Source organism: Romboutsia ilealis (genome assembly GCF_900015215.1).
GTDB lineage: Bacteria > Bacillota > Clostridia > Peptostreptococcales > Peptostreptococcaceae > Romboutsia > Romboutsia ilealis.
Window position 1 is genome coordinate 1,275,127 of sequence record NZ_LN555523.1, and the last position, 26,420, is coordinate 1,301,546.

The 26,420-nt window shown below is 26.7% G+C and carries 25 protein-coding genes; 3 read left to right on the top strand and 22 right to left on the bottom strand.

The window, feature by feature from the left end; all coding sequences use genetic code 11:
• Positions 1 to 177: 177 nt before the first annotated feature.
• The 18 genes from CRIB_RS05975 to CRIB_RS06060 all read right to left on the bottom strand — a co-directional run bounded on the left by CRIB_RS05975 (position 178) and on the right by CRIB_RS06060 (position 20,563).
• A complete protein-coding gene (locus tag CRIB_RS05975) occupies positions 178 to 1,374 on the bottom strand; it encodes a DUF4179 domain-containing protein (RefSeq protein WP_180703604.1) in 1,197 nt (398 codons plus the stop codon).
• Between the two features lie 12 nt (positions 1,375 to 1,386).
• Entirely contained in the window at positions 1,387 to 1,908 is a 522-nt protein-coding gene (locus CRIB_RS05980; RefSeq protein WP_180703605.1) for a sigma-70 family RNA polymerase sigma factor, read from the bottom strand.
• 398 nt (positions 1,909 to 2,306) lie between these two features.
• Positions 2,307 to 3,176 carry an Rpn family recombination-promoting nuclease/putative transposase gene (locus CRIB_RS05985; RefSeq protein WP_180703606.1) on the bottom strand — a complete coding sequence of 290 codons (870 nt, stop codon included), beginning with the start codon at positions 3,174 to 3,176 and terminating at the stop codon, positions 2,307 to 2,309.
• 410 nt (positions 3,177 to 3,586) lie between these two features.
• Positions 3,587 to 6,034, bottom strand: coding sequence for a virulence-associated E family protein (locus CRIB_RS05990; protein ID WP_180703607.1), 2,448 nt, complete (start codon positions 6,032 to 6,034; stop codon positions 3,587 to 3,589).
• 19 nt (positions 6,035 to 6,053) lie between these two features.
• Entirely contained in the window at positions 6,054 to 8,063 is a 2,010-nt protein-coding gene (locus tag CRIB_RS05995; protein ID WP_180703608.1) for a DNA polymerase, read from the bottom strand.
• On the bottom strand, positions 8,063 to 8,593 hold the full coding sequence (locus CRIB_RS06000; protein ID WP_180703609.1) for a DUF2815 family protein: 531 nt from the start codon (positions 8,591 to 8,593) through the stop codon (positions 8,063 to 8,065). The genes CRIB_RS05995 and CRIB_RS06000 overlap by 1 nt, the downstream gene beginning before the upstream one ends.
• Positions 8,594 to 8,612: 19 nt before the next feature.
• Positions 8,613 to 8,804 (bottom strand): helix-turn-helix transcriptional regulator, encoded by a 192-nt coding sequence (locus CRIB_RS06005; RefSeq protein ID WP_180703610.1) that lies wholly within the window; start codon positions 8,802 to 8,804, stop codon positions 8,613 to 8,615.
• 314 nt (positions 8,805 to 9,118) lie between these two features.
• Complete coding sequence (locus tag CRIB_RS06010) at positions 9,119 to 9,661, bottom strand: DUF6512 family protein (RefSeq protein WP_180703611.1); 543 nt, start codon at positions 9,659 to 9,661, stop codon at positions 9,119 to 9,121.
• 118 nt (positions 9,662 to 9,779) lie between these two features.
• Positions 9,780 to 10,973, bottom strand: a complete 1,194-nt coding sequence (locus CRIB_RS06015; RefSeq protein WP_180703612.1) for a PDDEXK-like family protein — start codon at positions 10,971 to 10,973, stop codon at positions 9,780 to 9,782.
• Positions 10,974 to 11,039: 66 nt separating this feature from the next.
• Complete coding sequence (locus CRIB_RS06020) at positions 11,040 to 12,221, bottom strand: restriction endonuclease subunit S (RefSeq protein WP_180703613.1); 1,182 nt, start codon at positions 12,219 to 12,221, stop codon at positions 11,040 to 11,042.
• 15 nt (positions 12,222 to 12,236) lie between these two features.
• Positions 12,237 to 13,778: a type I restriction-modification system subunit M gene (locus CRIB_RS06025; protein WP_180703614.1), complete on the bottom strand. Its 1,542-nt coding sequence runs from the start codon at positions 13,776 to 13,778 to the stop codon at positions 12,237 to 12,239.
• Positions 13,779 to 13,828: 50 nt separating this feature from the next.
• Entirely contained in the window at positions 13,829 to 14,419 is a 591-nt protein-coding gene (locus CRIB_RS06030; RefSeq protein ID WP_180703615.1) for a retron system putative HNH endonuclease, read from the bottom strand.
• Entirely contained in the window at positions 14,403 to 15,626 is a 1,224-nt protein-coding gene (locus CRIB_RS06035) for an AAA family ATPase (RefSeq protein ID WP_180703616.1), read from the bottom strand. Before CRIB_RS06035 ends, CRIB_RS06030 begins: the two co-directional genes overlap by 17 nt.
• A 94-nt stretch (positions 15,627 to 15,720) precedes the next feature.
• Positions 15,721 to 18,483: a type I restriction endonuclease subunit R gene (locus CRIB_RS06040; protein ID WP_180703617.1), complete on the bottom strand. Its 2,763-nt coding sequence runs from the start codon at positions 18,481 to 18,483 to the stop codon at positions 15,721 to 15,723.
• Positions 18,484 to 18,881: 398 nt separating this feature from the next.
• Complete coding sequence (locus tag CRIB_RS06045) at positions 18,882 to 19,808, bottom strand: Abi family protein (protein WP_180701509.1); 927 nt, start codon at positions 19,806 to 19,808, stop codon at positions 18,882 to 18,884.
• A 138-nt stretch (positions 19,809 to 19,946) separates the two neighbouring features.
• Complete coding sequence (locus CRIB_RS06050; RefSeq protein ID WP_180701510.1) at positions 19,947 to 20,111, bottom strand: hypothetical protein; 165 nt, start codon at positions 20,109 to 20,111, stop codon at positions 19,947 to 19,949.
• Positions 20,044 to 20,193: an HNH endonuclease gene (locus CRIB_RS06055; protein ID WP_180701511.1), complete on the bottom strand. Its 150-nt coding sequence runs from the start codon at positions 20,191 to 20,193 to the stop codon at positions 20,044 to 20,046. Before CRIB_RS06055 ends, CRIB_RS06050 begins: the two co-directional genes overlap by 68 nt.
• 115 nt (positions 20,194 to 20,308) lie before the next feature.
• A complete protein-coding gene (locus CRIB_RS06060; protein ID WP_180701512.1) occupies positions 20,309 to 20,563 on the bottom strand; it encodes a Mor transcription activator family protein in 255 nt (84 codons plus the stop codon).
• A 146-nt stretch (positions 20,564 to 20,709) separates the two neighbouring features.
• Here CRIB_RS06060 and CRIB_RS06065 point away from each other — a divergent pair, with 146 nt between their 5' ends.
• From CRIB_RS06065 to CRIB_RS06075, 3 genes are all read left to right on the top strand, one after another.
• Positions 20,710 to 20,838: an N-acetylmuramoyl-L-alanine amidase gene (locus CRIB_RS06065; RefSeq protein ID WP_180701513.1), complete on the top strand. Its 129-nt coding sequence runs from the start codon at positions 20,710 to 20,712 to the stop codon at positions 20,836 to 20,838.
• Positions 20,839 to 20,915: 77 nt separating this feature from the next.
• Entirely contained in the window at positions 20,916 to 21,128 is a 213-nt protein-coding gene (locus CRIB_RS06070; RefSeq protein WP_180701514.1) for a DUF1659 domain-containing protein, read from the top strand.
• 24 nt (positions 21,129 to 21,152) lie between these two features.
• Positions 21,153 to 21,380 (top strand): DUF2922 domain-containing protein, encoded by a 228-nt coding sequence (locus CRIB_RS06075; RefSeq protein WP_180701515.1) that lies wholly within the window; start codon positions 21,153 to 21,155, stop codon positions 21,378 to 21,380.
• Between the two features lie 127 nt (positions 21,381 to 21,507).
• Here the strand turns inward: CRIB_RS06075 and CRIB_RS06080 are convergent, their stop codons facing one another.
• The 4 genes from CRIB_RS06080 to CRIB_RS06095 form a co-directional block, all read right to left on the bottom strand.
• On the bottom strand, positions 21,508 to 22,284 hold the full coding sequence (locus CRIB_RS06080) for a sensor histidine kinase (protein ID WP_330404807.1): 777 nt from the start codon (positions 22,282 to 22,284) through the stop codon (positions 21,508 to 21,510).
• A gap of 230 nt (positions 22,285 to 22,514) precedes the next feature.
• Positions 22,515 to 23,186, bottom strand: coding sequence for a response regulator transcription factor (locus CRIB_RS06085; RefSeq protein ID WP_180701517.1), 672 nt, complete (start codon positions 23,184 to 23,186; stop codon positions 22,515 to 22,517).
• Positions 23,187 to 23,503: 317 nt separating this feature from the next.
• Entirely contained in the window at positions 23,504 to 25,504 is a 2,001-nt protein-coding gene (locus CRIB_RS06090) for an FtsX-like permease family protein (protein ID WP_180701518.1), read from the bottom strand.
• A complete protein-coding gene (locus tag CRIB_RS06095) occupies positions 25,494 to 26,261 on the bottom strand; it encodes an ABC transporter ATP-binding protein (protein ID WP_180701519.1) in 768 nt (255 codons plus the stop codon). The genes CRIB_RS06090 and CRIB_RS06095 overlap by 11 nt, the downstream gene beginning before the upstream one ends.
• Between the last annotated feature and the right edge of the window lie 159 nt (positions 26,262 to 26,420).

The window sequence follows — 26,420 nt, forward strand, 5'->3', positions numbered from 1 at the left end:
GCTTAGTAGCTATTGTATCATCATCTAAAATATCTAATAAGCTTATTGAACTTTCTAGTTAATAATTTATGATAAAAATAACCATACCTTAGTATTCTCAATAATATAAGGTATGGTTATTTTTATAATTTTATATAATTTGTTCGTAATATATTAATATTGTTTATAACTTATTTTTTATTTATTAATTTCTATTTCTATAGATTTGTCTTCAAATACCAATGTCTTTCCTTTTTGATAATGAATAATAGTAGGAACTAATTTAATATATTTTGTATCTTTATACGAATTTATCAGTTTCATCTCAAAATTAGCTTTATCAGTTTTACCAATATATGAATCTGATTCAATAGATATCCATCTATACTCTTCTCCTTTATCATTAAATACTTTAAACTCTATACTATATCCATCTTCATCTATATATGAATAATCTAATCCTAAATAAATAGGAGATATACTAATATTATCTACTGATACATTTATTTTTCTATCATCTAACTCTAAATCTATATCTTTATTTATTTCATAATTAGTTGATGCATTTATTAAGTCTTCTCCTTTTATATCTACACTTATACCCCAATCACCTTCTACTACTGCACCATAACTACCCTCACTTGTTTTTGATTCTTCTTCTGTATACTCTGATTCAACTATATGTAACTTATTAATTTTTATTTTAAAGTTATACATCTTATTTACATCAATATTATTTGGAAATTGATTTTCATTTACTTTTTCTAAATAATACTCACCTTTATCACTTTCTATAGCCTCTATTGATTGTTCTATTAATACATCTGTAGTTTTATCATCGTTTTTATCCTTTGAATTTGGAGCTGAATTATTAAAATATGTTAGTTTAACTCCATCCACATAAATTTCTGTGCTATCTGCACCTAATAATACTCTAGTTTCTTTATTTCCCCATTTATCAACAGACCAATCTTTTTGTTGTTTTTGTGTAAAATCTTCAAAAGGGTTAAATTTAGTATCATCAATATTTGCATCTATTATAAGTTTCCCATCATCAAGCATAATACTTTTAAATAAAATTTTAATATTTTTATCTTCTACTGTTTTATCTATGTTATATGTATAGTCTTTAACTTCCTCTTTTTTCAAGCTAAAAACTTCATCTATTGTATACCATATAGATTGAACCTGTGCCCATACATTTTCATTTAACATAACACTACTACCTAATATTACAGCTGATACAACTGCTATTGCATTTCTATAAGAAGGCTTTCTATTTCTTAACTTTTTTTTCATCCTCTGTTTAATATTATCATTATTATCAAACTTTACTTCTTCATATTCATCTATATTTACTTTAACATCATTTAATATACTATATTTATCCTTCATAATTAAACCTCCCTATTTACACATATTTTCTCTAATTCTTTTTCTACCTCTAGATAGTCGGTTATATAAATTAGATACTTTTGTATTACTTTTTAATGCTATAGTCTCTAAATCTATATCCTCTAAATAATGCTTTACAAATAACTCTCGGTCTTTTTCATTTAAATGACTTAATATTTCTTCTACTTCTTCTTTTGTTTCTTGCTTTACTAAATCTTTATCTATATAATAGATTTCATCTGTCATGTCTAATGTTTCTACTTTAGCTAGATACTTTCTTTTATAGTCAATAGCCTTATATTTTGCTATAGCACATATCCAATTTTTAAATTGGTTTTTATTTTTATCAAAGCTTTTAATGTTATCCCATATTGATAAAAGTACATCATCTATACATTCTTCTTCATAATTTATTAACACTCCTAGATGCTTTCTAACTATAGATGTAAGTATTCCTCTGTAATTATCTATAAGAAGTTCCATTCCTACTTCTTTTTTCTTTTTTATGTATTTAATTATTAACTCGTCCTGCAAGTTTACTTCCTCCTTCTGTAAAAGCTTTTACAATTACTAATACGATAAATTATATAAATTTCTATCAATTTGTTTTAATTTTTTATTTTTTTAACAAAAAATAGGAGCACAAGCTCCTACTTTAATTCATTATTTATAATAATTTTGAATGTATATATATTGTAACATTTTTTTAGTATATTTTTGTTACTTTGTAATCAAAAAATAGAGGCATATAATTCTCTTTCTTTATTTAGTAATATATTTAAATATTATAGTAATAGAACTTAATAATAAACGTACGTAATATATCTCAAATCACTACTTATCTTAGAACTCATAAAATAGATATTGATTAAATTTACAAACTTTTATAAATTCGACTACTATAAAAATAGTCTGATGAAGTTAAACCCAGACTACTTTTTTAATGTTTCTATTCTTAATTTTTTTATTATATCTACATCCATATTAAGCTTGGTAGCTATTGTATCATCATCTAAAATATCTAATAAGCTTCTTGCACTTTCTAATTTACCTTCAAGTAACCCTTGTTTTAATCCTTCTTTTAGTCCTTTTTCTTCGGCATTTGCTAATGCACTTATTTCATCTCTTAAAGACTTTTCTCTTAGATAGTAAAGTTCTCTTTCTTTTGAGTTTCTGCTAAGTCTATATAGTTCATCTTTAGCTTCTCTAATTTCTTTATTACTCATTTCTAATTTTCTAATTACTTCACTTTCTGGATCTCTTAAAAACTCTACCCAACCCTCTAGTAAATCAACTATTTCTTCTGTACTTTCAAATCTTTTTAGCTTAGGTATTTCTATAAAGTGAATTTCTTGTAAATCTGTTAATTCTTCATTTGTTTCTATTTCTTTTAGCCTATACCCATTGTGGAATCTATCATTTTTTAAATATTTAAAATCAAGTATATTTATACAAACAGTTCTGCTAAGTTTATCATATCTATCGCCTTCTGATAATTGTTCTTCGTAAAGCTTACTCCAATAATATAAGCTTCTTTGTATCATATTGTATTCATTTTTTAATTGTATTTCTATATTTATGATTTCTTTATTGCTTGTCAATGCTTTTACATCTAATCTAGAACATTTATCTTCTATATACTCTTTTTCTAAGTCTGAGTTTTTTATTTCAACTGATACAATAGGCTTTTGCGGTTTAAGTACTGCATTTAAAAATGATATTAAAATTTCTGGGTGTTCTTCTGATCCAAAAATTTTTTTAAATACAAAATCTATTTTAGGGTTTAATAAAGTTCTTCTCATTTTTTCACTTCCTACTATTTTATATTACAATAATTATACATTATATTTTTATGGTAAACAAACTAAAATCAAAAACTATCATGTTCAATATGTAATAATTGTAAAGTTATCTATAATTGTTTTATATATCAAAAACTATCTACCGTTACCAAAAAACTTAAAGTATAAACTTTTGTCTAATTAGAGGTAATTTTTCTTTAATTTCCTCTATTTAAACAAACTCTAAGGTTTTTTCGTCTCTTTGGTAACACTAGCAATATTTATTGAAATTTAAACGTTTTACCCGTTACCAAAGGCGTTACCAGAGGTGTTACCATAAATTTTTCGGTAACACCTTTTTTAAATAACCGTTACCAAAGTCAATTCTTTGGTAACGCCTTCGGTAACGCTAAAATAGGTCTTTGGTAACGCTACTGTTTTCTTAAAAAAGCCCTTTGAGTTCCATAAAACTTACCAAACCTAAGTTTACCTTGTCCCTCTTTTAAACTTTCCCAACCTTCTAATCTTCTTAAAATTTCATTAATCTCCATTGCATTACCTCTATGAAAATTCTTTATATCCCCTCCAAATAGCTCAACCCAAACTTCAACACTACAAACTTTTTCTCTTAATATACAATCATTATCAACTCTTAAAAATTCACTTTCACTTATGTATCTTCTTCTTTCATATATGTCCATATTGTACCAGTTTTTAGGAAGTTTAATATCTAAGTACTCCTTTATCATACCTTCCTTGCTATTACCTTCTAAGTGTTTTTCTTGTTGCATGGTTGCTTGTTTTTGAATATCTCCTTCTAATATTAACTTTTCACCTTTTTTATAAAAATGCATAGCTTCTGCCCAAATCATATCTATTTCATGTTTGTTTAAATCTTCAAATAAATTCTTTTTAGGTTTATTTACTCCAACCATAAGTGGCCAATATCTTCTATTACCTGTTCTATCTTTTAAAAATTCAATTTCATTTGTAGTTCCAAAAAACACACATTGCCTTTTAAAGGTTTCAACTCGTCTTCCATAGGCTTGTCTATAGCTATCTTCTGTTTTTGATATAAAGTGCTTTACTGATTCTGCCTCTGCTTTTTTAGTTGCTGATAGTTCTGCCATTTCTAGTATCCAAGCGTTTTGTAATTGCTCATAGGCTTCTTTTCCTTGCACTGTATTTATAGAATCTGAATACCAATTTTTACCCAACAAACTTATTATATGGCTTTTACCTAATCCTTGCTTACCAACTAAAACCATCATATAATCAAATTTAGTACCAGGCTTAAATATTCTAGTAACTGCTGCAACTAACATTTTTCTAGTTATAGCTTTTGTATAATCACTATTTTCTGCTCCTAAATAATCTATCATTAAATTGTCTAATCTACTTACATTGTCCCATTTTAAAGAGTTTAAATAATCCCTTACTGGATGGTACTCATTTCTTTTTTCTATTATAGATATACCATCATATATTCTCTGTGGAGATCTTATCTTATAAACTACATCTAAATACATTCTAAGATTTGCATCATCACTATCTTGCCACACATCACCATTTTCTTTATCAACTAGCTTTTTCCATGGTAAATCACCTTTTATAATTGTTCTATTTGAAAATAAGTTGTAAGCTATTTTACCTTTTAAATTTTTATCATTTTCAAGTATTGTTACTATATTTTTAATACTAGATTTATAAAGTCCATTTTTATCTACCTCTAGCTTTAATGTCCAAGTATCATCACTTTTATTGTTTTTATCAGATTTATTAATTTTATTATCTTCATTACATAAACTTGAAAAATCATTTATAGCATTTTTCAATTTACTTTGACCAAGTTCAAGCATTACTTTTTCGTCTTTACTTATAAACTCTATCATCTTTGTATATGATGGTAGTTTGTTTATAGGAAGTTCTTTAGATAGGTTTGTATCTAAATGTGAAAACTTATGAAGTCTTACTAAGTCAAAAGAATTGCAAAGTTTATCACAACATACATCAGTACTATGATGAGAATATGCAAAGTTACCATTTTCATAGATAACCATACCATTAGAAGTACTTCCATTTATATAGGTGTATCTATCTTTAGTGTCACCTTTTTTATATACATCATATAAAAACTTGTCAATAACATCATATACATTGTAAGCTCTACAAAATGCACCTATTATATTATCTTTTAACATTGGGTTTTCTTTAATGTTATTATGTAAACTATCAAGTTTAGAATTTGATTTACTAAAGTTATCCAACGAACTTTCATCTTTACAATCATTATACTTATTTAATATATATGAAGGATCTAAAAAGTCTTTATCTATTAACTTAAATACATACTCACCATCTTTAGAAGTAGAAGGAAAGTACATAAGCCTTGACGGTGAATAGGTAGTATCATCAAAATAATCTATACCTATATCAAAAGCTATTTTTCTTGATATAGCTTCATATTGAATTGGGTCGACTTCATTTTTTAATGGAATTATTATTCTAAACCTTGGACTTTTTTTAGTATGCTTATGTGTAGTATATATACACATACCAAAATCAATATTTTTCTCAAGGTCTTCAATCATACCCTCATATCCAAAGTCTACGTCTAGGGTTATTAAACTTCTATTTATTATAGTGTCTTTTCTTCTTTTTCCATCCTTTAAGTTTCCACCTACAAATCCACCAACATCTTTTATATTGTCTTGTATATCTTTGGGAAAGTTTATATACTCCTTATAAGTTTCATTTGTATATTTTGTGTTTTTAATATATTTATCTATAAACTCTGAATAAGGCAACTTTAAGTTTACATAATTTAATTCTTTTCTACTTTTTCCTATAGCTACATTTATAATTTTGTCGTATTTCATAATATCCCCCATTTATAACCTACTTTTTATAATAATTACTTTCAAAGCCATCAGCTCTTAATTTTAATCCCTTTAAATATCTGTTTTCCTTACACATTATTTCACATACTTCTTCAACGCTTGATACTCCATTTTCTACTTCTAAAACAATTTCATCATGAACGTGCATTACAATATTAAATCCCTTGTTTCTTAGATTCATCATAGCCTCACCTAATACATCACGAGCTATTGCCTGGACAATATTTTCTACTAGTTTTCCACCATATGTAGTAAGTCTAGTATTCTTTTTAGTTGTAGAATCTACTCCTTCATAGGTTATAATACTTTTGTTAAAAGCATTGTTATAATCTATTTTTGGTCTTATATATGAAAGTCTTCTACCAGATGGTAGTTTAATAAATAGTATATTTCCTTCATATATAAAACTAATATTTTTATCTATATGGACAATACTTTTATTATTAACAGCTTCTATAAAGGCTTTTTCAACAGTGTTCCATAGCTTAACAATATTTGTATTAGAACTTCTAAAAGCCCTTACAATTTCTATAAGCTCACTTTCACATAAATTCATATTATAAGCACCCATACTAACTAAAGCTCCAACCCCTCCTTGATAGCCTAGTGCTAGTTCTGCAATCTTTCCTTTTTGTCTTAACTCACTTTCTTTAGTTATTTCATTAATATCTACTTTAAACATTTTAGATGCACTAGCTTCATAGATTTTCCCATGAGTATTAAATACATCTATTCTCCATTTTTCATCTGATAAATAAGCTATAATTCTTGCTTCTATGGCACTAAAGTCGGCTATTATAAATCTATGATTTTTCTTTGGTATAAAAGTTGTTCTTATTAACTGTGATAATATATCTGATAGGTTTTCTTGGTTGTATAAGTATGAATTTATATTGAAATCATAGTTAAAATCCTTTTTCCTACTAGGAAAATTTGTATTAATTTCATTCCTTATTTTTTCTCTAACTTCTTCTAAATTACTCATCTTATTTTGTGGAAGGTTTTGAACTTGTACAAGTCTACCTGCCCATCTACCAGTTCTATTTGCCCCATAAAACTGAAATAACCCTCTTATTCTTTCATCATCACACATACACCTTTCCATTGCTTCATACTTTTTAGTTGAAGTTTTATTTAACATTGCTCTAAGGTCTAGTACTTCTTTTATTTTTTCATAATTAGGATTATTTTGAACTTCATCACTGTTTAATAAATCGCCTACACTTTCTTTGCTAAGTGAGTTTACCTCTACTCCTAAACTTTTTAAATAGTCTTTCATTTGATTATTGCTTTTAGGATTATTTATATTAGTTATAGTTTTAAGTTTTTCTATTAAATTACTTTTAAAAATATTATCATAATAAATAGCATTTTTAAGTAAATTTGTATCTACTAAAACACCTCTATCATTTATTTCTTGATCTAGTTCCCATAGCTTTTGCTCACTTTCTGGTAACTTAACTTTTTCTAAAACCTTTCTTATACTTCGCTCAACCCTTACATCATTTATACAATACTTTTTAAACTCTTCGTATTTTTTAATTACTTCATCTTTTTTAATGCTTTCACTATTTGAAGTTAATAAATCAAGGTTTTCCTTTTTCATAAAAAACCTTATTAAACTTTTACCTTCTTCAAGTTTTTGCTCTTTTAATCTTAAACTTTTAGCCACATTATCAAGTCCATGTGGTAATCCTAAATATAGTGCGTGAACTTGTGTGCATCTAAACATCTTAGGACTTAAGTAGGTGTTAAAGTATTTTGATAAACATACTCTTTCAAAGTTAGCGTTAAATGCTGTTTTTATTACATTTTCATCTAGTATATCTTTTTTTAATTGTGGTGGTATTTTTTCGTTGTTTTTTAAGTCTATAATTTTTATTTCTTCATCATCATAAGCATAGGCAATAAGCAGTATTTCAAAGTCATTTTGGGTATATTTATAGACCCCACTTTTTGTAAGGTCTATACTTGAATAAGTTTCTATATCAATAGATAAAGTTTTCATTATACTAATATCCCATCATCTACTACGCTAAAGTCATCTACTGCACTTGCTCTGTTTACAATTTTCTCACCATCTTTTAGCTTTTGAAGATTTAATAATTCACAAGATATACCACAGTTTCCGCTATCTTTATGATTGTATGGATAAAAGTTTATACTAACTCTACCTAAACAACCATTGTATAATTCATCTGGATTTAATATTTTTAAGTCTTTATCTACAACCTGTGGTTTATATTTTGAAGTTGCATTTATATAAAAGCTATCTTCATATTCTTTCCTACCTGTTGCATCCCCATCTTTTAAGCAAGTTATTAAATTATCTGGAACTTTTCCACCCCATATATCAAGTCCATTTTTAGTAGCATTGTATATTCCTTCATAGATTTTATCCATAGTATTACTTTCTTTATGTATTATTATTGTTATGCTGTATTTAGGCTCTGAAGATAATTGGTTACTTCTTGCCTCTTTTATATTTACATAGTTTAATTTTACGCTCCCTGTTACTACTTTAGTGTTAAGTTTCATTTATTTTCCCCCTTAGATTTTATTGTTTTTCAAATATATCATCATATTGGTAGTTTAAAGCTTTTTTTATGCTTACAGCTACTTTTAGTGATGGGTTTCTTCTTCCATTTTCTATCATTGAGTAATGAGTTCTATGTATGTTTACCATTTTTGATAGATTTTCTTGAGTTAGTTTTTGTTCTTTTCTAAGTTTTTTTAGTTTTTCCCTCATAGATTCCCCTTTCTATTTATTTTTTTGGTAACCAATATTCACTCTTGGTAACCTCTATATTTTTATTATAGTTGTTGTTGATGTTAATAGCAAGATATTTTTTCCATTATGGTTAAACTTACTCTTTTTTTTTACTTTTCGGTAATATTTTATGTAAAAAAATTCCTTATGTTCATATCGCCAACAATGTACACTTGTTACCAATTTGAGCAACGTGCTGGTAAATCTTTCTGCTCACATCCGTTGCTAAAAATACCCTATCGAGTTTTTTGACAGGGTATTTTTTATTTATTACAAATTTTAACTTATTGCCTTTATCGTCTATGATATATTCCATAAGTACCTGTATTATAATCCTTGAATATAGGTATATGAGGTGGGTTAAAAGTAAATATAACAAATGATAAAATTACAAGTATTAAAACTACTACACATAAGTTAAAATATACTTTCTTCCCACTATAATGATTATAAATATGAAGTGCTAATAACTGTCCCATAGTTACAGTACATAATAGGTTTAGTATATCGACTATAAGTAAATGTACTCCAAGTCCGTATCTATAAGTATAGTATAAAAATGGCATTAAAAAGGTACTAACTAAAAGTGAAACTGTAAATGCTACAAAGTATCTTTTAAAGTCTAGTTTTAGTTTGTCTTTAAATAATAAGTAGGTTAAGCCCCACCATATTATTGTAGGTAGTAGTCCCATTTTCATATGTTCCCATATACTTGAGTTAATTGGGGCTACAAGTCCTAACGGTGTTATGCTACACCAGTCATATGCAAAGTGAGTTATTGATCCAAGTATGAATATAGGAAGGATTCCAGATAGGATTAATTTTTTTGAATTCATTTATTTATCTCCTTGATAATTATTTTTATAATATATAATATTTATAAAAATAAGTAAGGTTACTAACCTCTAACTAATATAGTTTTCCCTAAATACTCAATACTATTAACCCTATTAACTATAAAAGCCCTTTAATTATATCATCTACTTTTTTCATATCCTCATTAACAAACCTAGACACAAAAGTATCTATATCATTTCCAATAGCCTCCATATCTCCACCTTCCATAACTTCCTTTGAAATAACTGGAACGGCATATATTTGAGTATACTTAGGTGTTAGCTTATTAACTTTGCCCTTAAATATATTTTTATTCTCATTTGCTAACTCAAATATTCTTTCTCTTATATCACTATCATTATCTTTAACAGGACCTAAAATTAATTTAAGTACAATCTTTCCACCTTTATTTTGAAACTCATATAAAAGAATTCTATTTGACTTTGTCCAACTTTCTCCACATTTAGGTATAACATTATCAATAGTTTTTGTATAAAATCTTATTGATGTTTTAACACTATGGTCCATTTCTATATCATCATACTTAGCTAATATATCCTCTATGATTTTCTTTATTTGCATATCATTATCCTGTTTATACTCATAAATTAAATCTAATGCTTTTTGATGTTTATTATATATCTCTGTGCAAATAGCTACTAATTCCTCATCCATTATTATATCTCTCCTAATCATATGCTTATATTGTTCTAAAAATATTTCCACACTTGGATTTATATATTCTTTCTTTAACTCCATACTACTTTCTAACATTGAAAGCACTTCACTATAATTTACAGATATCCAATTTTCTTCATCTGAAGGCATATCACCTTCTGGAGTTAAGAATATAAAGGCTTTTTTATAATCTGGGTATCTCTTATTTACTATGTCTAAGTATTTTTTAAGTTGATGTTTTGATTCTTTACTAAAGATTTTATTTTCCAAGCAAATTACTATTTTATTGCTTGATGACACTAAAAGTACATCAATGTTGTTCCACTCTCTACTTACTAAAAAGTCATCACAGTCCATAAGTGATGCTTTAATTATATCAATTTTAAAATCATTATTTTGTGTATTATATGATTTAGCACAATGTTGTAAAAACTTTCTTAAAAATGTATCTCCTAAGCCATGTGTTTCTTTAGGGTTTAACAGCCAAGCTAACATATTGCTATGTCTTATTTCCATTTTTGAGATTTTTAATACGTCAAATACATTGAATTTATTCATATATCCATCTAGTTTGTCTAGTATGTCTATGTCTAGTAGAAATTCTTCTAGTATTTTCTTTTGTTCATTGTTCATTATATTTCTCCTTATATATAAATAGGATAGGTTAGTTAATTTACTAATCTATCCTATTTGTTGATGTTAAACAAACATTTGTTGTAATAATCCTTTTTTATATTGATTTAAAGAATCTAATTTTTCTTGTTCTTTTTCTATTTTTAAATCTATATTGTCTAAAATCTTAGCAATCTTAAGTTGTTCATCTAGTATAGGAACTTTTATCTTTATATCACCCATAACACCATTCATAAGCTTCGGGTTTCCAACATAAGATACATGCTTCGGAGTTTCTTTATTTAAAAATTCAGAAATCATCTTGTTAGCAAATCCTAAAGTTTCTTCCTTTTCAACTAAAACACCACATACATTTGTACATCTAAACTTTCCATTTCTTCTAAAAACTTTACCAGCATTAGCTCCATCAGTAGTCCACGTTAAATAATCACCTTCAAAATCATATTTAGAGTCGTATCCTAATATACCATTATTACTTGTTTGAGAAGAGTAAACTGGATATTGATTTATATTATCCCTTAAGTCAGATATTTCATTTTTAGCAATAACTACTCCTCTTGTTACAGTAAATATATCTTTTATTTTCTTCTCTTCCCACTCTGGATAATCTCTACCCTCATCATCCTTAAACCTTAACTCCCTGCTAAAAATCTTTTGCATCATTCCACGCTTATAATCCTTAAGAGCCTCAACCTTTTCACTTTGAAGAGAAATCTTCTCATCAATTAAAGAAAAGAAAGATGCTATTTTTTCTTGTTCTTCTTTTGAAGGTACACTTAATTTTATTTTTTTTAATTGCTCATTATATATATGAACAACAGATGCACCTTGCGATAATCTAGCTATCTCTCTTTTCTTTGAACTATTTAACTGATAACTTGTAAACACTCCATTTACTTTATCAGACCTAAATACATTTAAATCTCCACCTAGTATTACATTATCTTGTTGTAAACAACTAGCAGTAGCTATATCAATAGCAGTTTCCCCAGATGAAGGTATTAATACATCATTTTTCTTCCCTAAAACTAATTTATCATTTTCTAAATTAGTTTTACTTATAACATTCTTTATTACTTCACTATATTTAGTATATAATTCACCATAAAGTACACAAGGTTTACCTTCTTCACTTAAATCTGCTTTAGACAATATTGAACCTTTTAAAAATTGTCCTAATGTACCTAGTTTCTTTTCTTCCCAATCTCCACTAAACTCCTTAAATCTAAGCTTCGGTGTCTTACTCATAATTCTCACCTCCCCTTATAATCCAAGCTCTCTTAAGTAAACTGCTAACTCATCATCTAACTTAGCTATCTCTTTATCAATACTAGAAATTTTCTCACTAACAGCTACTAAATCTATGGGCTCTTCTTCCTCAAAAGTATCAACATATCTTGGTATATTTAAGTTATAATCATTTTCCTTAATCTCATCCATACTAGCAACATAACTGTACTTATCAATAGTTTCTCTATTAACATAAGTATTAACTATCTTTTCAACATTAGCATCAGTTAAGTTATTTTGATTTTTACCTTTTTCAAACTCATTAGATGCATCTATAAATAATATATCATTATTTTCTCTATTCTTTTTAAACACTAATATAACTGTTGGTATACTTGTTCCAAAGAATATATTTGCTGGAAGTCCTATAACAGCATCTAATACATTTCTTTCCTCTATTAAATACTTTCTTATAACTCCCTCTGCTGCACCTCTAAATAATACACCATGAGGAAGTACAACTGCCATTGTTCCGTTATCATCTAATTGATGTATCATATGTTGTATAAATGCAAAGTCTGCTTTACTCTTTGGTGCAAGTTTTCCATATGCACTAAATCTTTCATCATCTAAAAACTTAGCATCTGCACTCCAGTTAGCAGAGTATGGAGGGTTTGCAACTATTGCTTCAAATTTCATTCCCATATGTTGTGGATTCTCTAGTGTATTGTCATTTTTTATATCAAAGTTTGTATAATCTACATCATGAAGTAACATATTCATACGAGCTAAGTTGTAAGTTGTTGATGTAAGCTCTTGTCCGTAGAACTTTCTAACATTAGCTTCTTTTGCAACACGAAGAAGTAGTGATCCCGAACCACATGTTGGATCATATACATTTTTTAAGTTTTCTTTTCCTACTGTTACTATTTTCGCAAGTATTTTACTTACTTGTTGTGGTGTATAGAATTCACCTGCTTTTTTACCTGCATTTGCAGCAAATTGAGATATTAAATATTCATAAGCATCTCCAAGTACATCTATTTCACTATCTTCATGTGAAAAGTCAATTTCTGCTATGTTCCCCATTACTTTAGCTATAAGACTTGAACGGCTTTTTACGTCTTTTCCTAGTTTTGTTGATTTTAAGTCCATATCATCAAATAAGTGGTCAAAGTCTTCTTGGCTATCATTTCCTATTGTAGATTCTGTTATGGCATTTATTGCTCCTTGAAGCATTTCTATATCAAAGTTTCCATCTTCTATTGCTTTAAGTAATGAAGAGAATAAGTATTTAGGCTCTATAAAGTATCCTAATTGCTCTATTAACTCTTCTTGTAAGCCTTCTCTATATTCTTCGTCTTCATAGGCTTCATTGTAGCTTATATCATCTTCGCTTAATAAGTCATTTGCTCTATTTTCTACTTTTTCACTAAGGTATCTATAAAATATTAGTCCTAGTATATAGTTTTTAAATTCATTGGCTTCCATATTTCCTCTTAAGTCATTTGCTATTGCCCATAACTTTGTGTGAAGCTCTCTTTGTTGTTCTTGTTGTTTTTCACTTGTTTGCATAGTTCTCTCCTTAAATATCTATCCATCTTTTTTTACTAAATTTAAACGTTTTATCCAAATATATCTTCTTTTATAAAATCTATTAATGTTGGAAATCTTTTTGTAGCTTCTTTATAATAATCAAAATCACTCTCTTCAAAAAGATTGTTAAGTTCTATTGCAAATGATTTTCTAGCCTCACTTAATTTACTATAATTAAGATTCAATAAATCTATAGTATATCTAGCTTTTTCATATTTTTCTCCACTACTATAAATAGGGACTATATTTCCACTAGACAAATCATATTCAAGATATTCCATTGGATTTTCTATAACAGGATTTATAAATTTTTCATCATATCTATTTCCTTTAATAGATCCACAAGTGTTTTTATTCATACAACATGCTATTAAATTATCATGTGTATCAAATTCATTTGGATAAATATCCTTAGGTTTTATATGTTCTATATGGCTACTAATTTCTTTTATATATATTTCACAATATGGACAATATCCATCTTGTTCATTATCTAACATAAAATCCTTTAATTTAGACTTTATATCACCATCATTATAATCTATCCATGATTTAGGTTTTTTCCTTTTTTTAAAGTCGGTAAGAAAAGATGGTTCATCTTGCTTATCTACTTTTATCATCTTCTCTCGCCTTCTTTCTATTTCTTCTAGCTATTTCCATATCTATACTAATTAAATCTTTATCATATTCTCCTAAATAAGTTTTTAGATACCTATATGCCTCTTTGAACGCGTCTGATTCATAAGTATTAGCATCTAGTTCATTTCTTAGAATTTTAAAGTATAATTCTCCTGTATCACTTCGATTACTTTTAATACCCATAGTGTGCTTAAGTATTGACTCATAAGTCTGAAGATAGGTTTCTTCAAGATTATCTATAGGAGTGATATTTACTCCATCTTCATCTCTTTTTATCACTCTTAATTGTTCTGCTTTTATATCTGCGACTATATGAGGTGAATGTGTAGCTATTATAAGCTGATTATTTTTTCCTATATTTTCATATACCTTAATTATCTTTCTTTGCCACTCAGGGTGTAGAGATATTTCTGGCTCATCTATAAGTATTATTGAATTATTAGCATTTAAGAATTTAAGAGATAATGCTCTTATAAATAACTGTTTTTCTCCCGATGATAATCCATTTATATCAAATTCATTACCTGTAGAATCTTTAAATATAGGTCTAGTTTCTTCATCTTTTGATAGTCCGATAAATTTTACACTTAAATCCATACAATCAAATATTGAATTTATATCATTACATATTTTTTCTATACTTTTTTTAGGTGGCAATTCTTCATTTTTAAATACTTCCGTATTTATTGCATTAACAATAGCTGATGGTAAGTCTCTAGCTATATTTTGGTTTACTTCATTTAAAAATTCGTATTCATATTTAAATGTTCTGTCTACTCTATTTAATTCATTAAAATTTATTTCCGTTGGCATATAAATTATTTTTGATTTAATTTCACCTTGAAAACTATATTCGTTACCAGATTTTACTTCATCTATAAATTCATTTATGTATAGCTTAGATTTTACTCCATTCCACATTGCTGTATCACTACCACATTGTGTGTTAGCTATAAGCTTTATTTCATCTTTAGTTGCATCTAGCTCTACTTTTGCATCTATTTCCTCATATACTTTTGTATTCCAATTCATTTGATTATATATACTTTTTAATAAAGTCGTTTTTCCTGATCCATTTTCTCCAATTATAACTACTGTATCTAGTATTTCTTTATTTCTATCTAAAAAATCAACTTCTAAGTTTCCTAAAATTTTATGTTTGTTGAATTTAATATTCTTTATTTTCAATAATTTACACATCCTTTATATAAATATTATATGTTGATTATATCATAAAAACCCTCATATATTGAGGGTCTTCTTTTTCTTCTATGCTATAAATCTATGCATATTTTCTAACATGGTCATATATAAAGTTTTTAACTTGGTCTACTAATTTTCTTCTAAGTGTAAACTTTGGTTTTAACTCTACTTTTATTTCTTCACTTATTTCTTGTCTATTTATTATTCCAGAGTACTCATATTCTGAAATATAGTCTTTTATTTTATATCTATTAAGACCGATTTCTTTTGAGAATTCTTCTACATCTTCTTCTCTTTTTACTTCTTCAAATTGTTCATAGGCTACATCTATATCATCATTAGGCTCAAGTTTAGGAACTACTTTATTTAAAAACTCTTTTAATAAGTCAACTTTAAGTCTTAAATCTTCATTATCAGCTCTATCAAGTTCAGTTATTACATTTTTAATATCTCTTGCTTGTTTTTCTTTGTCTGATAAATCTATATCTCTAATTAAATTCATTATATAGCCTACGTTGATTTTATCAGTGTGCATAAGCTCTATTCCAAAGTCTATATCTGCAAGTATTGAAGTTTTTTCATCGTCTTTACGCTTTACATCATCATATATTAAAAGATACTTACTTTTAAAGTCTTGATAACTTTGTTCACTCATTCCAAGTGTATCTTTATTAAATTCAAATTTTGTAAAGGTCTTTAGCTTAGTTAATACTTTTGTTAAATCTCTAAAGGCTAATATGAACTTCTTTTTATCTTCTTCACTTTGAAGGCTATCTACATCTTCTGGATTTTCTGTTAAAGCATATAGTTTTTTTAAGTGTGTATGCCATAAACTCAAGTAATACTCATAACTTTCCATTAATACTATATCTGTGTTATCAGTTTGTGAGAACAGACATAGTGCATCATCTGTGTTTTTCTTTAAGTTTCTATAACATACTATGTTTCCATAAGGCTTAGTAGATTTTTCAACTCTGTTAGTTCTTGAGTATGCTTGAACTAAGTCATGGTATTTTAAGTTTTTATCAACGTATAGTGTGTTTAATGTTTTACTGTCAAATCCAGTTAAGAACATATTTACAACTATAAGTATGTCTATTTTTGCAGTTTTTACTTTTTTAGATACATCTGAGAAATAGCTTGAGAATGTGTCTGTTGAATAATTTGTATCAAACATTTTATTATAATCTGTTATCATTCTTTCTAAACTATCTCTTGAGTGTTCATCTTTTCCTTCGCTTTCTTCATTAGCTCCAAAACTAAATATACCTGCTATTTTTAAGTCGTGGTTTATTTCTTTAAATTTATCGTAATATTTTACAAGCATTGGTATACTTTGAACTGTAAATATAGCAGTATATTGCTTGTTTTTAGTTTTTGCATTATGAATATTTATGATGTTATTAGCAACTAAGTCTATTCTTTCATCACACATAAATACTTCTTCTTTGTCTATTGCTTTTACTTTTTCATCATCATTTTCATCAAAACCACCATCAAAGGTTTTTATATATTCAACTGAAAATCCAAGTACGTTTCCATCTTTTATTGCATCTTTTATTAAGTAAGTGTGTAAGCATTTTTCAAAAAGGTCTGCTGTAACTCTACCTTCTTGACTTCTATTTTCAAAGAATCTTGGTGTACCTGTAAATCCAAAGTATTGTGCATTTTTAAAGTGTTTATTTATGGATTTGTGCATTTGTCCAAATTGAGATCTGTGGCACTCATCTATTATAAATATAACTTTTTCTTCTTTATACTCATTCATTATATTAGAGTATTTATCATTTTTTATAGCATTAGCCATTTTTTGTATAGTTGTAACTATTAAAGGCTTATTTATATCTTTTATTTGTTTAACTAATGTATCTGTTTTATCAGTTGTATCAACACTATCTGGCTCAAATTTATTAAATTCTGCTAGTGTTTGAGAATCTAAGTCTTTTCTATCTACTAAGAAAAATACTTTTTTAATGTTAGGCTCTTTTGCTAGTATTTGACTAGCTTTAAAAGATGTTAAAGTCTTACCAGAACCTGTTGTATGCCATATAAATCCATTGTTATTAGTTTCAAAGGCACGATTTATTAAGCTTTCAACGGCATAGATTTGATATGGTCTCATAACCATTAGTAGTTTGTCAGTTTCATTAGTTATCATATATCTTGCTATAACCTTTGATACAAAAGTTTTATCTAAGAAGGTTTGAGTAAAATCTTTTAGATTGCTAATTCTTTTATTTTCTTCATCACTCCAGAAGAATGTTTGACTAAATAGTATTTCTTTATCGCTATTTGCAAAGTATTTAGTGTCTACTCCATTACTTACTACAAATATTTGAAGGTATCTATATAGTCCTTGGTAAGAATGTTTTTTATATCTATTTATTTGATTAAAGGCTTCTTTTAAATCAAGACCTCTACGTTTTAATTCTATTTGAACAAGTGGTAGTCCGTTTATAAGTATTGTTACATCATAACGATTTGTATACTTTCCTACTACTGTTGTTTGGTTAGTTACTTGGAATCTATTTTTACACCAGTTTTTACTGTCAAAGAATTCTATATAAACTTCACTACTATCTTCTCTTTCTAGTATGAATTTATCTCTTAAAATCATTGCACTTTGAAAAACTGATTTTCCTTCTACGTGTCTAAGTATTCTTTCAAATTCTTTATCTGTGAAGGGTTGGTTATTTAGTTTTGATTTATTATGTTCAAATAACTCATTTCTAAAGTTATTTTTAAGTTCTTCTTCATTAGCTATTTTAACTTTATTAAATCCTTGATTTGCAAGTTGTTTAATTAAGTTATCCTCTAATTGAGCTTCACTTTGATAGGACATTTCATTCCCCCATTTCTATCTTTCTTTTAATTCTATTTTAGCATTTTTTTACTAATACATAAATATATAAGTATATTTAGCTTATACGGAAAGTTTTACAAAATATTTAGATAATTTTGGTATAAATAACCTATTTTCATACTCTAGTAAATAATATAGTAAAAATTAATTTAAAATATAAAGTTAAGTATACAAAAAATTCGCTTCGCTCATGTCGCCAACGACTTCGTCCGTTGCTCAAAATCTTTTTACGCTCAAAACCAATTTGTTGATATTACTTACATTCAGAATTTATCCACATTTTTTTAAGTATTATAATATCCTTAAGCGCAAAAAATAAAAGCTAGTCATTTGACTAACTTTTACTTCGTACATTCATTATGTTTCATACTGATATATTACTTAATAAACATTCTCGTTTTAACTGTATATTTTGTAATACTTTCTCCTAACAACTGTTTTTTCCAATTATAAGGGAATCCCATTTCAAACTCACGCTGGAATTTATATTTATAAAATAACATATCTAATTTTCTTACAAAATCTATCCATTCATATTCATCATCTATTAACTCTCTTAATATTAATAACTGGACAAATAGTTTATTTTCTTTACCTTGTATATACTGCCCATTTAACTGTCTTGGTATTTTAGGCTTCATTAAGCTTCTATTATACAATCTACTATGATGAGCACACATATTTCTTAATATAGTTATGGTTTGTAGCCAACTCTCAATAAATTCATAGTTATATATAGTCTTATTTTTTATTATTCCTTTTTTATGAGTTATTAGTAAGTTTTTATATAGCTTAGATATAGCACCAAAGGATAAAATTTCAATTATTACCCATGTAGGTATATTTCCACTATAAATTTTATTATGATGATCTATAAAATCTTCTTTAGATTTCTTTAATTCTCCTCCTAATTGCCCCATAAGCATATAATAATCTATTTCATTTTTAAATAGTTCTTTTTCTAAATGACCTTGATTACCATAATTTTCAGAAATATAATATGCTATCCATGTTTTAAATTTAATTTCTACCTGCTCAGTTAAAGAAAATATTAAATTTCTTAGTTCTCTATCAAAGTTATATAAGTTGTATATATCATTAAATGTAGTTTTTTCTTTAAATTGTTCTGTATCTTTTATATAAAAAGGCTTATAATATCCACTAAACCTATAGTAGTTAGTATTTATCAAAAACCTTTTAGCCTTGTCTTTATTATATATAATTAATCCTCTTTTTTCTAATAAATCTATTTGCTCATCTAAACTTTTAAAGTCTTTTAGTTTTTTATCTTTATTAGTATTCATTCTGTCATCTCCGATATTTTATAAAAAAAAAGACTCACCAAGGTTCGCTTCATCAAGTAAACTTGAGATAGGCGTCGTGAGTACTGTTAATATTATTATATGCATTTTATAATATTTTGTAAACATATTTTTAGTTTTTTATATATTATTTAAATAATCAATAGTCTCCTGAGATAATTCAATTTGGAATGCAAATCCTTTTACTCCATGCTCTTTTAATTTATTACTATTTACTTTATCTAGTATATAAAGCATGTATTTGCCTATGGCAATCTGAACATATATAAGATATATGTTCTTCATTTCCACCTTCTTCTCTAGGTAATAAATGATGTTTTGTTAGTTTATCTACTTTTCTATCACATAGTTGACATATATTGTCCAATTTTTACAACTCCTTATTATCATTTAGATATATAATATTTTTTACCACTTTTAATAAGGATTATATGTAATAGATAAACAACAAAACCCCGTCGGTATTTTTGACAGGGTTTCTATCACTTATAATTAACAATATTTCTAACCTGAGCAGTACTAATCCCAAACCTCCTAGAAACCTTCCTGTAATCCCCATCAAAACTATCCCTAATCATCCGGTTTCTAACACCCTTAACAAGACTTGCCTCATTAGGAATATACAAATTGCTCCCACCAGCAAACTTAACCAAACTCTTAAAAGCATCCATACCTATAACATCAACAACATCAATAACTCCCTCAGGCAAATCACCCTTAGTTAAATAATCTAACATAAAACACCTCCATACCTTATAATCCTACAATATATATTCGATAAAACTATATCCATATCCTACTAAATTCTTTAATCTTTTTTAATATTTAATTAAAGATAAAATGCCTTAAACTATTGGTAAAACTATATTAAGAGGTAAACATTATGAAATGGTATCTAGACTTTGGGCATGGAGGAAAAGACTCTGGAGCAGTTTCTGCTAATAAAACAAAAGAAAGCGATACAGTATTAAAAATAGGAATGTTAATAAAAAATTTTCTTCAAATACTTTAATATATAAAAAAACCTTATTTTCCTATAATTAATATCAAGAAGAACAAATATTCTAATAAATAAATGGAGGTGGCTATATGGTTAATGAAATGAAAAATCCATCAAGCCTAAGAATAAAACTTGATTTAGGTATGGTAGATGGAAAAACAAAAGTAAAAAGCAAAACTTTCTCATCATTAAAACCTGATGCTTTAGCACAAAACATATATGACGTTGGTGAGGCTTTAATGGCTCTTCAAGAATATGAAGTGCTTGAAATAGCTAAGATAGATAACACTACTTTAGCTTAGTATTAAATTTAAGGAGGTATAAATATGGAACAAACCAAAAGACTTTTAATGACTTTTAAAACTACTGATAATAAAAAAGTGTCTTTATCAGTAGATAACCCAAGGGAAGATATTACAGAATCGGAAATAAAAGATGCTATGGATTTAGTAGTATCTAAAAATATATTTGCTCCAAATGGTGCTGATATAATATCTGTTGTTGAGGCTAAGGTTGTTGTTACAGATACTACATCTTATGACTTAGAATTATAAAATTTACGTTTAAAAAGCTATGCTAAGGTTCCCCCACCTTTGCATAGCTTTTACTTTATTGAAAGGATGTGTATTTATGAATTATGAATTACAAACTCTTATAGCTTCTGAATTCCATATCAGATATCTAATGTATTAAATTTTCTGTTCGAGGGAAAATTACAGTTACTTTTGTTCCTTTATTTTCTTCAGATTCAATATTTAATCCCAATCCCATCTTATCACATAGTTTTTTACATAAGTATAAACCTATACCTGTACTTTTACCAAACTTTCTACCATTTTCTCCTGTGAACCCTTTTTCAAATATACGGTTTAAATCTCTCTCAATTATTCCCACGCCATTGTCTTCTATTATTAAAGCTACTGAGTTATCCAATTTCTTTGATTCAATCTTTATTTTATCATCTTTACCTTTAGAATACTTAATGGCATTTCCAATTATTTGATTTAATATAAACTCAATCCATTTTGTATCGCTATAAATAATTTCATCAAGATTTCCTAGTTGCAGACTTATTCTCTTTCCAATAAAATCCCTTTGATTTTTCTTAACTACAGATTTAACAACTTGAGATAATTCTGTCTTCTTTATAATATAGTCTTTACCTACTTCATCACTTCTTGAATAGTACAGAACTTGTTCCACAAAATTTTCTATCTTGTCCATTTGTGTGTCTATTTTTCTTGTTATTTCATTAGTATTGTTTTCTATTAATAATTTTGTAGATGCTATGGGAGTTTTAATTTCATGAACCCATGTTTCAATATATTCTCTGTATTCTTCTTGTATATTTTTATAGTATTTTACATTCTCGTGCATATCTCTGCTTAGCACTTTAAAAATATAATTTATTTCTTCTCCTTCAATAAAGTTAGGTTCATTTAACACTTCAGGTAACAAATATTTTTTATCCAGATTTTCCAATATATTTTCCACAGTATTAAAATATTTTCTAAACTTTATATATTCTATTAACATATAGCTAAATAGTGGAAAAAACCACACACAAAATAAAAGAAAAATTATAACTAAAGCCACATTTGAAAAATACATAAGAAATGAAATAATTATAAAGCTCATTAAATTTACAGCTAAAAAAATTCCCTTGTCTCTTATATAATCAATTATTTTCATGGAATAATATACCCCAGTCCTCTTCTTGTTTCTATTACATTTTCTATTCCTATTTCGGCTAATTTTTTACGAAGTCTCGTTATGTTTACAGTTAAAGTACTATCATCCACAAAATATTCAGTACTCCATAAGTATTCCATAAGTAATTCTCTAGATACTATTTCACCTTTGTGATTTATTAAATAAGAAAGTATTTTTACTTCATTTTTAGTTAATTCAATTTCTTTTTCATTGTATGTAATAGTTGCATTGGATAAATTAAGTTGAAAATCTTTATAAGTTAAAATATTGTTAGTAGTTATGTTTAATCCACTTCTTTTTAGTAATGCTGCAATTCTTGCTAGTAGTATCTGTGTATTATATGGCTTTGTTACAAAATCATCGGCTCCTAAATTCATACTCATAAGTTCATCCATATCACTATCTCTACTTGTGACAATTATAATAGGTATGTCTGATTTCTTTCTTACTTCTCTACATATATAATATCCATCAAAAATTGGTAAATTTATATCTAATAAAACTAGGTTGGCATTTTCATTTAAAATAAACTTAACCACATTATCAAAAGATGTTGGTGCTACAATTTCATATCCATATTTGCTTAAAAAGTTTTTCAACTCCTCTCTAATTATTTCATCATCTTCAATAATTATTATTTTTTCCATCTATATTTATCACTCCTATTATTCAAATTTTATTTTCACAAAATCTATTCTTATTTTATTTATTTGCAATATTATATCAAAAAAATCTATTTAAAATAGATTTTACTATTTTAAATAGATTTTTAGTAACTAATTAAACTTAAAATCATATAACTTATGTTATGATTGAATCTAATTTAACTCGTTGTGCTAGTTGATTATGATTATTGAAAATGCTAGAGTTTAACAAGCTATATTTTGATAGTTAAAAAACTTTATATAGCAATTTCAATATGTTGAGTAAAATAACTAGCACAACAGATTAATTTATATTAGCTTTATATATTATTTTTTACTATATTTTTATATCCACCATAAGTTATATAGAAATAAATTACATATATAACAAGGAATATTCCCGCTGTTATAAGGGATGAACTTCCTATATCTGGTTGGTTAAACATTGATATAAAATCATTTGCAACTACTATTGCAACTATTGAATGAACTACAGCTAGTGCCACTGGTATGCTAAAATATACTAAAGTTTGTACAAATATTGTTTTATTTATACTCTTTGTACTTGCCCCTAGTCTTTTTAATGATTTATATCTTTCTATACTATCACTTGCTTCACTTAATTGTTGAAGAGCCAGTATTGCCATACTACTTATTAAAAATACTATTCCTATATAAATCCCAACAAATAGTATAACTGTTGTAAGACCATTATTTTCTTCATACATTTCATCTCTATTATTTGCCATCACATATCCTGTTTTATCATAATCTATATCACCAGTTTTGTATGAATATATTGCATCACTAAAATCTCTAGCTCGTTTTTCTTTATCATTTCCTACAAAATTAACATTTACATTACTTGATGATATATCCATATTATTGCATAGCTCATCATTTACCACTATTGTAAAGATATTATTTTGCATAAAGTCTGTTCTTAAATTTTCTTCTATTACTTCTTTATTTTTTATATAATAGATTTTATCATCAAATTTAATAGTATTATTATTTTTCATATACTTCTCTATTGATGGTAATACTTTAGAAAAGTTAGATGTTATTAATACTTCATTTTTATTTAAATCTATTTGATTTTTATTACTAATCTCTCTTATCTTGTTGTAATCAGATATTTTTATATAAGATATATCGTAATCTAATTTTTTAACATCATCATTTAAAGGAATTATATCTGAGATTTTTTCCCCGTCTCTATATTCATTATAATAAGCAACCTTATCATTTTTATCAAATTTAATACCTATATAATCAAGAGATTTTTTTATATCTTTAGCCGTATCTTCTGGACTTACATACATATACGCACTAGCATCGAAAGGTGTTGCATTTTCTAATCCTGATTCTAAAGCATTTTTAAAACTAAATCCTGTTGATAGAATACTTATTGTTAAAAATAACATTAAACAAATCACTGACATAGAGATAAAGTTTGTATTGACTTTACTATTTATTTGTTTAACTACAAATATGTTTAATCCTTTGAAATAAACTTTTTTATTCTTTTTCACCACATATAAAATAAAACCTGCTAAAGAGAAGAAGAATAAAATTGTTCCAAGTATTCCAAGACCTATAGACACAATGAATTTAGGATCATTTATTCCACCTATTCCCACTTCTAAAATAAATTTATATGCTATTACCAAAGAAATCACGCATATTATAAAGGTAACTAAATATATTGTCGGATTTTTAAATTTTATTTCCTCTGTTTTTCTTGCAATTGTTAATAAATCTATTATTTTATATTTTGAAATTACAAAAGAGTTAAATATAATAACAAGTATAAACATTACTCCAAAGTATAAAATAGTCTTTCCTATAGCTTTACTAGATATTGTAAAAACATATCCAGACATTTTAAAATCAAATAGCTTAGCTACAAGTACTGATAGTCCTTGTGATGCTAAAAGTCCTATAATTAATCCACCTAATAGTGAAAATACACCCACAATTAATGTTTCTAATATTAATATTTTAGAGATTTTATTTTTTGACATACCAAGAGTCATATAAATTCCCATTTCTTTATTTCTCTTTTTGATTAAAAAGTTATTTGCATAAAGAATAAGGCTTCCTAATATAAATGCCACAAAGACAGACACATAAGACATTACACTAGTTAAAACTTCCACATATTCTTTTCCTGAAGCATTCATTTCTATCATTGCTTTTTGTGATTCAATAGAGTTAAAACTATAGAATATACAAACAGCCAACGTTAGAGTTAAAAAGTATATGGTATAGTCTTTAAGACTTTTCTTAACATTTTTAAATGCTATTTTAGAATACATTGTTGTCATCCCCTCCTATTAGAGTTATAACTTCCATTATTCTATTGAAAAACTCTTTTCTTGAATCTTGACCTCTTACTAATTCTGTAAATATCTTACCGTCCTTAATAAATAAAATCCTGTGAGCATAACTTGCTGTAAAAGCATCATGAGTAACCATTAATATAGTCGCATTTAAGTCTTGATTTAGACTTTCAAATCTTTCAAGTAATAATCTTGCTGATTTTGAATCAAGTGCTCCCGTTGGCTCATCAGCAAGTATTAATGATGGATCTGTCACTATGGCTCTAGCTGATGCTACTCTTTGCTTTTGTCCTCCTGACATTTGATATGGATATTTATTTAATATTTGTTCTATTTCTAAGTATTTTGCTACTTCTTTTATTTTTCCATCTATGACAGAAGTTTTTTCACCTTTTATTGTTAAAGCAAGTGCTATGTTTTCATAAGCAGTTAATGTATCTAATAAATTAAAATCTTGGAAAATAAATCCCAATTCATTTTGTCTGAATTTATCCATATTTTTTGATTTTAATCTTGTAATATCTTTATTATTTATGATTATGCTACCTGTTGTAACTTTATCTATTGTTGAAATACAGTTAAGAAGAGTAGTTTTACCACTTCCGCTAGGACCCATTATTCCAACAAATTCTCCTTCATCAACCTTAAAACTTATATTATCTATGGCTTTTGTAACATTATCTTTATTTCCATAATATTTTTCTATTTTTTCAACACTTAATATATTTTTCATGATAAATAATTCTCCTCATTTAATATAATTTATGATTATATTATAAACATTTTTGTCATTTTTAAATATGGATGTATATTTCATTAACATTACGATTTTGTAATATAGAAAAAATATTTTTAGATTAGCTAACATTACATAAAAGTAGATATACTCCTT